Below are 13,281 nucleotides of genomic sequence, written 5' to 3'. Positions count from 1 at the left end.
TACCTTAATTTATCAGTAGATAATCAAACACGTTACTCTCGGCAGGAGATTTCTTTCCTCCGCCTTCCCACTCGGATACTTTGGGGCTTACATTTCTGAACTCACCTATGCCTGCCCCGCCGTGGTCATCCTGTGCTCCTGTAAGTACAGTGATTTTTGAAGTGGGCGTTATCCTGCCCAGAAGCCCCTTAGGAACTGCAAACTTAACTGTCTTTTTCTCCACGCTTCCAAGAGGGTTTTTTATGTCTTCCTGAAGCGGGAGATATGCAGCAAGGATTTTGCCCTGTGAGTCTTTTATCTCAAAACCTCCCCCGACGTTCACCTGCCTCGAAAAGGCTCTTTCCTCAGGCAGAGTATAGCCAGAATTCAGGTTCACGCTGCGGCTTTTTTCTTTTATGTCCTCATTCTGAATGCATATACTTGTAAATGTCAGCTGATAGCCGTACTCATTGTGCCAGCCTGGGTTTGACAGATTCCTGTATGTAAGCGTAAAGTAATAGTTACTCTCATCTTCCTTAAGACTGAACCTTGTAATATCCAGTATGCCGTCCCTGAAATTTGGGTTGGTGGGGTATGAATATTTTTCATCCTTCTCGGCAGAAGACTTGTCAATTATAACACGTGCTGCAGGGTTGTCTTTCTTAACTTCACCGTTGCTAAGAAGATTGTATCCCGGTCCCTGAAGAGCCTTAAGGCTCTTATCAAGATGGGGAACAGCAAACTTAATGCTGTTATACAGTTCTGCATTTGCAGGCGGCTCATTGTATATCTGCGAAGATACGTGTATCCTCTTGTCGTTTCTTACTGCCAGGAGGTCATTCAGGTTATTTGAATGAGAGGGGACTTCAAAGATCATCTTGTCGTTCTTTTTAATTGAAGTCTTCATCTGGAAGTTTGCCTCTGCACGGTTGAAAAGCCCTATTCCGACGTCCAGGCTGTCCTTAATCCTTGAGGCATCAATATAAACCCTGTAATACTCGTCATTAAAAGCATACTTAATTCTAAGAACGTCATCTCCAACCTTCTGGTCAAATTCAACGTTTGTCAGTTCATTTGGCATCGTGGGTAAAAGATATAAAGCCTTATGCGGGGCATCCGTCTTAACACCAAGATAATCCTGGTAGAAGTTTCTTATATATTCGGCAAGGCTCCAGGCCTGGCTGAATGTTCCGCTTAGGCGCGGGTCTTTTTCACCTTCCCTTGGCAAGGCGTCCATAAGTTCGGCAAGACTGCCGGCAGCGCCTCTGTTTAATATCTCATTAGTAAGCTCTTTTGTAAGGCTCCATGCCATATCCTGCTTCCCGAAGCCGCAGAGCGTCTGCACTACCGCTCCGGTATTCCACTGCCATATTATTCCGTTATGGTAGGCTGCATCTTTTACGTAGTATGGCGGATACTGGTGATAAGGATGGAAATTAGGATCCCTCTGTGAAAGCGAAAGGACCCCGTAAGGATAGACAAGGTTTCCTACGGCAGATCTCAGTATCTTAAGCCTTGTAAGGGCATCGGGGAAGAATGCAGGCTCATTTAATGCAAAGAATAAATTAGGGCGCAAAGTGCTGTCTGCCTTCCCCTCAGAGGTAAGCCTGTCATAAACAATCCCTTTTTCCTCATTTACAAAATACTTCCTGAAATTAGTGCTTAACTTTTCCGACAAAGCCACTGCCTTGCGCGCAAGCAAAGAATCTTTCATCACCAGCGCCATCTCGGCCGTGTATGTAAGCTCTTTATACCAGAGTGCCTGAATGTCATTGGCACGGTTTCCTCTTGGCGACCACGGGCCTTCGGGGCCCACGGCATCCATCCACGTCTCTGCATCCCTGTGCATCAGGAAGCCTTTGTCGTCTGTATCGTTTTTTACTGAAGCCTCAAAGGCCAGCTTTACAGCAGGGTATATGCTGCCAAGAAACGATGTGTCGTTTGAGCTCAGGAAATAGTTGTAGGACTGTATTACAAACCAGGGCGTTCCGTCGGCTGTGTTATATATGGTTTCCTTTAATGTGATCCTGTTCGGAATTCTGCCGTAGTTTGGGCTTGCAGGATTTTTATCCTGGTACTTTGCAAACGAGAGAAGTATGTCGCGGGCATCTTTATAATTGCCGGTTACAAAAGTTGCTCCCGGAAGCGATATGAACGTATCGCGCCCCCAGTAGTTGTTAAACCAGGGAAGTCCGGCAAAGATCCCTTTTGTATCCTGCTCTGTAATCAGAGCATCCAGCGAGATCTTGGCCCACATCATGGCCTTGTCAAACTCCTTATTGTTTGTCTTGACGTAGCTTGAAGAAAGGAGGTTTTCAATTCTTTTTTCCTTCTTTTCAATCAGGCTTTCACCACTTTCCATTATTGACTTAAAGTCTGGAGTTTTGTCTGAAACACAGAGGTAAATTTTGGCCGATTTTTCACCCGGTATCTTGAGGCGGAAAGTGCCGTTTTCTTTCCCTGCGCTTGCAATCTTTTTGTCCGAAGTAATAAAAAGAAAACTTCCCGGAATTGCCTGGCTTAAGTCATGCTTTACAACGTTGTTCTCAAGAACAAAATCGTCATTACCCAACAGCCCGTCCAGGCGGAATGTAATGTCGCTTCTGCCCTTGGAATTAAGTTCAAGAATAATCAGGTCCAGGCTGTCGGCAAAGAAAAATCTTTCGCCTGTCCCATCGGCATATTCTCTTAAGAGTTCATGAGGGTAAACCGTAGCCGTCGAAGTCGTGCGCGCTAAAGCCTGCCCGTCCTGCTCAAATGCGTAGTCGTTAAATATCCTCTGTTCCTTTAACGTCCAGCCCTGCCAGCCGTCCTTAAAGTAAGCGTTCGTCTCGCCGTAATACTGCCCGAACTTTTTATTTGTATATGAAAAAGCCCGCGAAGTGTCTTTCACCTGGATTGCCAGTTCATCCATGAGTGTAATTTCTTTCTTCAGACATCCTGATAAGACCGCAATTATAACTGGAAATAAGAGTAACAGCTTTTTTACCACTTGCCCCTCAAATTGATTTTTTCAATATTGGCTTAAAATAATTAATTAACCGTCTTTAGTCAAAGTTTCAGAAAAACCTGCTGTATATCAGCTTTAAGGTCGTTAAAACTACCATGGTAATAAATATCGGACGGATGAATTTCGTGCCGCGCTTTATTACCAGTCCTGCGCCTATCTTGCTGCCGAGTATCTGTCCGGCGGCCATTGCAAGCCCGGCCGCAAACATTACAAACCCTCCGGCAATAAAAATGATAAATGAAACAATGTTGCTCGTGAAGTTCATAACCTTCGTATAGCCTGTAGCTTTGGTAAGATTAAAACCCAGCATTATTACAAATGATATTGCCCAGAAAGAACCTACCCCGGGGCCGAAGAAACCGTCGTAAAACCCAAGCATAAGGCCGAAAGCAATATAGAAAGAATATCTTCCCATGCGCGGATGCTTGTCCGTTTCTCCCAGCTTCGGGCTTAGAAGCGAGTAGACAATAATTGCGGCAAGAAGAAATGGGATGATATCTTTTAGTATGTCGCTATTTACCTGCTGTACTGTCCAGGTTCCCAGGGCAGAACCAATTAAGGTAAATATGATGCCCGGCATGGCACTCTTGAGTGAAACACCGCCTTTTTGCATGTAATAATATGAAGCCGTAAAACTTCCGAAACATGCCTGGAACTTGTTCGTCCCAAGCGCAATGTGAGGCGGGAAACCAACGCCCAGAAGAACAGAAAGTGTTATTAAGCCTCCGCCGCCTGCAATTGCGTCAATTAAGCCTGCCACGGTACCCGTAAGAAAAAGTAATGGATATATCCAGACTGAATGCATTTATTTCATTTTTCCAAAGTTTAGCTAAAACCATTAATCCAGCGCCAAATATAACGAAAGCTTGGGATTTATACAGCACTATGGACGAGCCTGCCCTTACTTTATTCATAAAACAATGTGATACTAATCAGAGTAAGTGTTGTTAAAAGCTCATATCTTTTTTATTTTTGTTAGAAAAAAGCAGGAAATTATGAAAATTGCGCTTTGCCAGATAAATTCGGTAATCGGGGACATTGAAGGGAATAAAGATAAGATACTCCATGGCTATGAGCAGGGTATCCGCGATAATTGCGACCTTGTTATCTGCCCTGAACTCTCGCTTTGCGGCTATCCGCCCTTGGACTTTGTGGAAAAAGAGGAATTCAGGCGTAAAGTTGAAGCAACTGCACAGTATATTGCCTCTCAGACAGGAGATACGGCACTCCTTTTCGGTTCAATAACTGAGGAAGAAGAAAACGTTGGAACAGGGGTATATAATTCGGCAATTTTATGCTATAACGGCAAAATTCAGGCCGTACAGGATAAAAGCCTTATCCCGAATTATGACGTCTTCGATGAAGTCAGGTATTTTGAACCCGCAAAACTCTGCCAGGTGCACGAATTTAAGGGAGAAAAACTAGGTCTTTCTATATGCGAAGACATCTGGAACGACATGGATTTCTGGAAAAAAAGAAGATACCCCACAGACCCGGTTAATACACTTGTAAAAATGGGGGCTACAATCCTGCTTAATATTTCTGCTTCCCCTTATGCCTACGGCAAAAGAGAACAAAGACGGAAAATGCTCTCAACAGTATCCAAAGGGGATAGTATACCCCTCGCCTATGTCTGCTGCGCAGGGGCACAGACGGATTTAATATTTGACGGCGCCAGCATGTGCTTTAATAAAAAAGGGGAGCTCGTCCGCCTGGGTAAAGCGTTCCGGGAAGACTATTTTATTTTTGATACAAAGGAAGACTACACCCCTGTAGCTCAGGCCGAAGGGAGCTATGAAGAGGAGGTCTTAAATGCCCTCATATTCGGCGTTCGTGAATACTGCATGAAAACAGGCTTTAAGAAGATTCTGGTAGGCCTTAGCGGCGGAATTGATTCGGCACTCGTTGCCTATATTGCCGTAAGAGCCATGGGAAAAGAAAATGTGCACGTGGTTATGATGCCTTCTGAATATTCAAGCCTGGGAAGCCTTAAGGATTCTGAGAAACTAATAGATATCCTGGGCATCTCATCCGATGTGCTTTCAATTCAGCCGGTCTTCGAAAAGGTGAAAGAGGTCCTGGAACCCCACTTTAAGGGGCTTCCGGAGGATGTGACGGAAGAAAACATACAGCCCAGAATAAGAGGAATGTACCTGATGGCCATGTCTAACAAATTCGGCAGCCTCCTCTTAACAACAGGCAATAAATCCGAAGTTGCAGTAGGCTATGCAACTTTGTACGGAGATATGTGCGGCGCACTTGGGGTTATTGCCGACGTATATAAGACCGACGTCTATAGAATGGCAAACTATATTAACCGCGAAGGAGAAGTAATCCCTTATGAAATAATAAATAAGGCCCCTTCGGCTGAATTAAGGCATAACCAGACAGACCAGGATTCACTGCCTCCATATGACCTGCTGGATAAGATACTGAAAATGTATCTCGAGGAGAACAAAGAGCTCAATCAGATTGTTAAAGAGATTGGGCACCCGGATACTGTCAAAAGAGTCCTTAACCTGGTGGATTTCAATGAATTTAAGAGAAAACAGGCTGCCCCTGCCCTTAGAGTTTCTACAAAAGCTTTTGGCTACGGCAGAAGATTCCCAATAGTCCAAAAATGGAGAAGATAATGACCCTGAACAGTTCAACCGGAAAGGAGAAATTAAACGTTAATTTACTCCCCAAATTTTCAGGCAGAAAAAGTGCCCTGAAGCTCAGTTTTCTGCTGACCGTCTTGCTCTCTTTACTGTTTACTTTTTCTTCCTCACGGGCTCAGATGGGCGGGGAAGAAAGCCATATTAAGCTTAATGCCAGACTTTCACAAACTGAAGCTGCAGCGGGCTCAAAAGTTAAACTTACGGCCAGGGTTTCAATTGAAAGCTCATGGCATATTAACTCAAATAAGCCTAATGAGGATTACCTTATCCCTACAGCCCTTACGCTCGATAAGGCTAAAAACCCGGCCAGGCTTCAGCTTACTTCGGTCCGTTATCCCGCGGCAAAAAATATAAAATTTGAGTTTTCTGAAACTCCGGTAAGCGTATATGAAGGGGAAGTTACTATAAACGCTGAACTACAGGTCCCGGCTGATGCAAAACCTGGGAAATACCCGGTTAAACTCGTGCTTAATTACCAGTCGTGCAATAACAATACGTGCCTGCCGCCCTCAGCTGCTGAAAGCAATGTTACATTAAACGTCACTGCAGGCAGCCTTCAGGCTAAGACTTCAGACACCGCTTCAGCCCCCGTTGCACAGGCTAATCCGCCTTCGGAACAGGGCAATGAAAAGCCTGCTTCCATTCAGCAGGGAAGTGTCACTCAGCAGCAAGGCTCGCTCTCGGACAAACTTGCCTCAAGCGGACTGTTCCTGAGCCTTATAATCGTATTTTTAGGCGGACTTGCACTTAACCTTACACCGTGCGTCTACCCCCTGGTCCCCATTACTATTGGATATTTTGGAGGCCAGAGCGAGGGAAGTACAGGCAAACTCTTTTCGCTTGGAGTTCTATATGTCCTTGGAATGGCCCTGACATATTCTGTTATCGGCGTTGTAACAGCCTTAAGCGGCGCGGTATTTGGGACACTGATGCAGAACCCCATTGTTGTTATTGCTGTAGCCCTGGTTCTATTTGCACTTTCCTTAAGCATGTTCGGTGTATACGAGTTTAAGCTCCCGGATACGCTCGTTGCTAAGGCAGGAGGAGCCAAAGGGGGATACTTCGGAGCCTTTTTCATGGGACTCACAATGGGTATTGTTGCTGCCCCCTGCATCGGGCCTTTCGTCCTGGGGCTTGTAACATTCGTAGGAACAAAGGGTGACCCTTACTACGGCTTTATGATGTTCTTCTTCCTGGCCCTTGGGCTGGGATTCCCATACCTCATACTGGCACTCTTCTCAGGCAAAATTAAAAGCCTCCCTAGAGCAGGTATGTGGATGGAAGCAGTTAAGCATATCTTCGGATTTATACTGCTTGGAATGGCGCTCTACTTCCTGGAGCCCATTCTCCCGAAATCATTCGGCAAATACGTCCTTCCGGTCTATATGATCGGTGCCGCAATCTACCTCCTTGTATTCGACCGCACGGCCGGAAGCGTAAAATGGATGAAATATTTTAAGACTGCGTTTTCTGTCTTGATTATTGCCGCGGCAGTTTATATGTTGCTCCCTGAAAAGAAAAGTACTCCGGATTGGAAGTACTACTCTGAGGAAGCCTACACCACATCCCTTAAGACGGGCAAACCCGTGATCATTGACTTTTTTGCGGACTGGTGCATCCCTTGCAAGGAATTGGACGGAATGACCTTCTCCAACGCCAGGGTGATTGATGAATCCAGAAGGTTCCATACCTACAAAGTTGATATGACTAAATCGCTCTCTGAACAGACTGCGAATATCAGAAATAAATTCAAAATTGTCGGTATGCCAACCGTCCTGATAATCAATTCAAAAGGGGAGGAAGTCCAGAGAATTACAGGATTCGTCAATGCCGATGAGTTCTATAAAATCATAAGTAATGTCGACTAATTTGCTTGAAAACGAAACTTTTTAGCGCATTACTGGTGTTTCAAACATTAAATAAGATATTTGGTACAAATATCTCGGATAAATTGATAATAGAGAAAAGACTTCGTATTTTTAGAACACAATTTAAAACAAATTAAGTGAGTAAAATGGCAAAAAAGAAAGAAGTAAAAAGTCTTTCCGAGGTTACGGTTAGATTTGCCGGCGATTCCGGTGACGGAATGCAGCTGACAGGAACACAATTCAGTGATACTACAGCTTTGTTTGGTAACGACTTAATTACTCTGCCCGATTATCCTGCAGAAATCCGCGCCCCCGCCGGTACACTCTATGGCGTCAGCGGTTTCCAGCTCCACTTCTCCAGCAGCGATATTCATACTCCAGGAGATCATCCCGACGTTCTGGTGGCTATGAACCCGGCAGCCCTGAAAGTTAACCTGAAGGACCTTAAGCCTGCTGCAACTATCATTGTAAATACAGATTCATTTGATGCCAAGAACCTGAAATTAGCCAACTATGCTTCTAATCCTTTGGAAGATGATTCCCTGCAGGGCTTTAATGTTATTCCTGTGCCAATCACCTCACTTACGGCAGCTGCCCTCGAAGGCAGCCCGCTTTCAAATAAGGAAGTAACACGCTGCAAGAATTTCTTCGCCCTTGGAATGATGTACTGGCTCTACAGCCGGCCCATCGAACAGACACTTTCCTGGATTAACCAGAAATTTTCTAAAAAACCTGAAATTGCCGAGGCTAACTCAAAGGCTCTTAAGGCCGGCTATTTCTACGGCGAAACTACTGAAGTATTCGCTTCTTCTTACCAGGTTGAGCCTGCTCCCTTGCCGAAGGGAACTTATATGAATATCTCAGGCAACCAGGCTACTGCATACGGATTTATTGCCGCTACTGTTAAAACAGGATTGCCTTTGTTCCTGGGCTCTTATCCTATTACCCCGGCCTCCGATATACTGCATGAGCTTAGCAAGCATAAGAACTTTGGAATTAAAACTTTCCAGGCTGAAGACGAAATCGCAGGTATTGCCTCGGCTATCGGCGCCTCTTATGCCGGAGACCTTGCTATTACTACTACAAGCGGACCGGGACTTGCTCTTAAGACTGAGGCTATGGGACTTGCAGTTATGACTGAACTCCCACTTGTTATTGTTGACGTTCAGCGCGGCGGCCCTAGTACAGGACTTCCAACTAAAACTGAACAGGCCGACCTTATGCAGGCAATCTATGGCAGAAACGGCGAATCTCCTATACCTGTCATTGCCGCTTCAACACCTAGCGACTGCTTCTATATGGCTTATGAAGCCTGCAGAATAGCTACAAAGTATATGACTCCTGTGCTCCTTCTTACGGACGGCTACCTGGCTAACGGCTCGGAACCCTGGAAAATCCCGCACTCGGACGAACTGCCGGATATCAAAGCTAAACAGTGGACTTTAACTGAGGGATTCCATCCTTACAACAGGGACGAAAACCTCGCCAGACCCTGGGCTGTTCCTGGTACACCGGGCCTTGAACACAGAATCGGCGGTCTTGAAAAATCCCACATCTACGGAAACGTCAGCTATGACCCAGATAACCATGACTTCATGGTCCGTATGAGGGATCAGAAAGTAAAAAATATTGCAAACGATATCCCTCTTCTGGATGTTAAGTATGAACAGGAAGGCGACCTCCTCGTCCTTGGATGGGGCGGCACCTATGGCGCAATTACTGAGGCTGTCCTTAAGGCCAGACAAAAAGGCTTGAAAGTCTCACAGGCACACTTTAAGTACCTCAATCCTTTCCCTAAAAATACGGCAGAGGTGCTTAAAAAATTTAAGACTGTCCTGGTTCCTGAAATTAACCTCGGCCAGCTGGCCAGAATCCTCAGAAGCGAATTCCTGGTACCTGTGGTTACTTATAACAAAATGAGAGGACTGCCTTTCAAGGCTTCAGAAATTGAAGCTGAAATAATGAATCTCCTTGGAGGAAAACAATAATATGGCAAATAACATAGATTCAAACGAAACTAAACTTACTGCTAAAGACTTTGTAACCGACCAGGACGTCAGATGGTGCCCGGGATGCGGAGATTATTCAGTCCTTGCACAGACCCAAAGAACATTGCCCGACCTGGGTCTGCCGAAGGAAAAAATCGTATGGATTTCCGGCATCGGCTGCTCAAGCCGTTTCCCGTACTATATGAATACTTACGGTTTCCATACAATCCACGGCAGGGCTGCTGCAATTGCTACTGGCGCTAAACTCGCTAACCCTGAACTCTCTGTCTGGGTTGCAACCGGCGACGGCGACCTCCTTAGCATCGGCGGCAATCACTTTATTCATACTTGCAGAAAGAATATCGACCTTAAAATCCTGCTCTTTAATAACAGGATTTACGGACTGACAAAAGGGCAGTATTCACCGACTTCTGAAAAGGGTAAGGTAACTAAGAGCTCCCCGTACGGAAGCCTCGATTTCCCATTTAACCCTGTTACACTGGCTTTGGGTGCCGAGGCAAGCTTCGTTGCACGCTCGTTGGACCGTGACCCGAAACACCTCCAGTATGTGCTCAAAAGAGCAGCCGAACATAAGGGTACCGCGTTTGTGGAAATATACCAGAACTGCGTTATCTTTAATGACGGAGCCTTTGACGCACAGGCAAACAAGGAGACAAAGGATGATAACGTTCTTTTCCTTGAACACGGTAAACCGATGGTCTTTGGAAAGAATAAGGATAAGGGAATTATTGTCGATGGTACAACTCCTAAGGTTGTAAGCCTTACGGACGGGAAGTATTCGGTCAACGACCTCCTGGTTCATAACGAATTCGACCAGAGCGTCGTGCTTGCTTACCTGCTGGGGCAGATGAGTAACCACGCTGAATTCCCGACTCCGGTCGGCATATTCAGACAGATCAAAAAGTCTACTTACCATGAAGATATGATGAAACAGATCGATGCCGTTAAAGCTAAAAAAGGCGAAGGCGATCTGGAAAAATTACTCTTCAGCGGTAATACATGGGAAGTTAAATAATTACCTCCCTTAAGCAGGCTCGTTTTTAAGGCGGAAGCAAATATTTAGCTTCCGCCTTTTTCTTTTTAGGGCTGATTCCCGGAATTTGCTTAATTTCAGGAACATTACCCGGAAAATTCTTATCTTATAAAGAATGTCTTTTAGATTCACTTTTTATTAATCAAATACTCATACTTATGATAGATTTCTCATACCTGGCTAAAATCATTAGGGAAAACCATACTTTCTTAATTACAACTCACGTAAACCCGGACGCTGATGCAATCGGCTCCGAGGTGGCCTTTTACCAGATCCTCAAACAGCTCGGTAAAACAGCCTATATAGTTAACCATAGCGCTGTACCCTATAACCTGACGTTCCTGGACACAGATAATGTCATACAGAAATACGACGCTGAAAAACACGCCCTGCTCTTAAGTGACGTGGACGTTCTGGCGGCTCTCGACCTTAATAACCCCAAAAGACTCGTCAGAATGGAGGATACCTTTGTTAACAGCACGAGAACTAAAATCTGCATAGACCACCACCAGAACCCCTCGGCTTTTGTCAACCACTTCTTTGTCGATGCCGAATACTCATCAACTGGACAGATAATTTATGACCTCATAAATGAAACGGGAATTGTTAAGCTCGACTACTCCACGGCTCTTCCCATCTACGCTGCAATAATGACCGATACCGGAAGCTTCCGCTTTGACAGGACTACCCCTGCCATTCACATGATCGTGGCCCGGCTGCTCGAGGCGGGCGTTGACCCAAACTACGTATATGACCAGATCTACGACCAGAGCCATTTCGGCAAAATTAAACTCCTGGGAGAGTCGCTTTCGTCAATCCGCCTGGCTGCCGATAACCGGATCGCCTATATGGTAATTACACGTGAGGCCTTAGACCGCTCAGGCGCACAGGAGGCTGAGGTGGACGGCTTTGTAAACTACTGCCTTTCTATCAGGGGCGTTAAGATAGGCATGCTTTTCTTTGAGCTTAAAGACGGCATAAAGGTCAGCTTCCGCTCTAAAGGTAAAATACCTGTCAACCTCCTGGCTGAGGAGTTCGGCGGAGGGGGCCACACAAACGCCTCCGGAATCCGCCTTGCCGGGGCCGCACTGAACGACCACGTTGCGCAAATTGTAGAGGCCGCGGAAAAGTACCTTACGGTTGAACAGAAATAAAAGGACACTGTTCCTGTACTATTTTTTGAAATAATCTATAGAGAGAGGGTAAATGCTTAATATCAAATTCAAAAATGAAGGGACTAAGACTTCGCTTCTTAAAGATTCCCTTCTTATGCGCTTCCTGTTTGAAGATGAAAACCTTAAAAAACAGCTTGGCGTGCTCGAAAACCTGTACGGAATAAGTATTCCTGAGGTACAGAGAAAAAACATCCTTTCTGAAAAGGGAAGTGAAATTAAAATCTATAACCCTGATGGGCTTCCTTCAATCCTCATCCTTCATAAGGTTAAAACAAAAAAAGATTTTTCAAACGATTACTTCAGGAATTATTTCGCGGGCTTTATATCCTCACTGCACGATGAAAATGTTTCAAACCTGCAGATAGTTCTCCCAGAATTAAGCACGGTGGGAAAATATTTTTCTGATGAAAGCTATTTTTACCAGACATTTATCGAAGGCATACAGCTTGGAAACTACAGGTTCGACAAGTACATGTCTGAAAAGGATAGTTCGAAAACAGTTACCGTATCACTATACGGAAATAAAGCGGGCCTGGATGAAGCAATAAAAAACGGGCTGGCACTTATGGACGGCGTCTGCTTTGCACGCGACCTGGCCAATGAACCCTCGTCCGTCCTGACGCCTGCGGAGCTTGCACAAAGATCAAAAAAGGAGCTTGAAAAGCTGGGCGTTAAAGTAACTATATACGACCTCAAGGATATTCAGAAAAGGGAACTTGGCGGAATTCTTGCCGTCGGACGCGGAAGCGATAACCCGCAGAGGCTCATTGTCTTAAACTATAAACCCGCAAAAGCCAAAAAGAAGATTGCTCTTGTCGGGAAAGGGGTCACTTTCGATTCAGGCGGAATATCCATTAAACCTTCTGCCGGAATGGGTGAAATGAAGGCCGATATGAGCGGTGCCGCGGCCGTTATAGGTACTTTCATGTCGGCCTCAAAGGCCGGACTGCAGGTTGAACTTATAGGGTTTGTTCCCGCGGTTGAAAACATGCCTTCAGGAAAGGCAATTAAACCAGGCGACATTATTAAAACCGCATCGGGAAAATCTATTGAAGTCGATAATACGGACGCCGAGGGAAGACTAATCCTTGCCGACGCACTTGAACTGGCTCACGATGAAAAACCAGACGCAATAGTAGACCTGGCGACACTTACGGGCGCCTGCGTCGTGGCTCTTGGTGAATATACGGCGGGGCTCTTTACACAGGACGATACACTTGCAGAAAACCTTTTCCAGGCCGGAATGAACACTTTCGAAAGACTCTGGCGCCTGCCTCTCTGGAATGAGTACAATAAACTCATCTCGAGCGACGTTGCGGATGTTAAAAACGTGGGAGGGAAGTGGGCCGGGGCTATTACGGCGGCTAAGTTCCTTGAGAAATTTACCACGGGTAAAGTTCCCTGGGCTCACCTCGATATTGCTGGCCCTGCAATTCAAAATAACCTTAATAACTATACCCAGAAATACATGACCGGCTTCGGCGTAAGACTCCTGTTTGAATACCTTTCAAAACTTTAAGACAAAAAAAAGGCGGGACTAACCTCCC

Annotated in this window: 8 protein-coding genes; 6 read left to right on the top strand and 2 right to left on the bottom strand. The window is 45.4% G+C overall.

The genetic code is table 11. The features are described from left to right. Nucleotides 1-4 precede the first annotated feature (4 nt). Nucleotides 5-2,971 carry a hypothetical protein gene (locus tag HF312_08325; protein ID MCU7520210.1) on the bottom strand — a complete coding sequence of 989 codons (2,967 nt, stop codon included), beginning with the start codon at nt 2,969-2,971 and terminating at the stop codon, nt 5-7. 67 nt (nt 2,972-3,038) lie between these two features. Next, nucleotides 3,039-3,794 (bottom strand): TSUP family transporter, encoded by a 756-nt coding sequence (locus HF312_08320; GenBank protein MCU7520209.1) that lies wholly within the window; start codon nt 3,792-3,794, stop codon nt 3,039-3,041. Nucleotides 3,795-3,984: 190 nt separating this feature from the next. Between HF312_08320 and HF312_08315 the strand changes: the two genes are divergently transcribed. The 6 genes from HF312_08315 (at nt 3,985) to HF312_08290 (ending at nt 13,253) form a co-directional block, all read left to right on the top strand. After that, complete coding sequence (locus HF312_08315; GenBank protein MCU7520208.1) at nt 3,985-5,622, top strand: NAD+ synthase; 1,638 nt, start codon at nt 3,985-3,987, stop codon at nt 5,620-5,622. 146 nt (nt 5,623-5,768) lie between these two features. Then, entirely contained in the window at nt 5,769-7,517 is a 1,749-nt protein-coding gene (locus tag HF312_08310; protein MCU7520207.1) for a thioredoxin fold domain-containing protein, read from the top strand. 146 nt (nt 7,518-7,663) lie between these two features. Then, nucleotides 7,664-9,505, top strand: a complete 1,842-nt coding sequence (locus tag HF312_08305; protein MCU7520206.1) for a 2-oxoacid:acceptor oxidoreductase subunit alpha — start codon at nt 7,664-7,666, stop codon at nt 9,503-9,505. Between the two features lies 1 nt (nt 9,506). Then, entirely contained in the window at nt 9,507-10,541 is a 1,035-nt protein-coding gene (locus HF312_08300) for a 2-oxoacid:ferredoxin oxidoreductase subunit beta (GenBank protein MCU7520205.1), read from the top strand. Nucleotides 10,542-10,717: 176 nt separating this feature from the next. Next, complete coding sequence (locus tag HF312_08295; protein MCU7520204.1) at nt 10,718-11,713, top strand: bifunctional oligoribonuclease/PAP phosphatase NrnA; 996 nt, start codon at nt 10,718-10,720, stop codon at nt 11,711-11,713. A gap of 52 nt (nt 11,714-11,765) precedes the next feature. Continuing rightward, nucleotides 11,766-13,253, top strand: coding sequence for a leucyl aminopeptidase (locus tag HF312_08290; protein MCU7520203.1), 1,488 nt, complete (start codon nt 11,766-11,768; stop codon nt 13,251-13,253). The last annotated feature ends 28 nt before the right edge of the window (nt 13,254-13,281 follow it).

The organism is Ignavibacteria bacterium (genome assembly GCA_025612375.1).
Lineage (GTDB): Bacteria > Bacteroidota > Ignavibacteria > Ignavibacteriales > SURF-24 > JAAXKN01.
This window is presented reverse-complemented; position numbering and strand designations above follow the sequence as displayed.

Coding starts and splice junctions, on each gene's coding strand:
- HF312_08320 (MCU7520209.1), bottom strand. CDS start 3,794: ATGCATTCAGTCTGGATATATCCATTACTTTTTCTTACGGGTACCGTG.
- HF312_08315 (MCU7520208.1), top strand. CDS start 3,985: ATGAAAATTGCGCTTTGCCAGATAAATTCGGTAATCGGGGACATTGAA.
- HF312_08310 (MCU7520207.1), top strand. CDS start 5,769: ATGGGCGGGGAAGAAAGCCATATTAAGCTTAATGCCAGACTTTCACAA.
- HF312_08305 (MCU7520206.1), top strand. CDS start 7,664: ATGGCAAAAAAGAAAGAAGTAAAAAGTCTTTCCGAGGTTACGGTTAGA.
- HF312_08300 (MCU7520205.1), top strand. CDS start 9,507: ATGGCAAATAACATAGATTCAAACGAAACTAAACTTACTGCTAAAGAC.
- HF312_08295 (MCU7520204.1), top strand. CDS start 10,718: ATGATAGATTTCTCATACCTGGCTAAAATCATTAGGGAAAACCATACT.
- HF312_08290 (MCU7520203.1), top strand. CDS start 11,766: ATGCTTAATATCAAATTCAAAAATGAAGGGACTAAGACTTCGCTTCTT.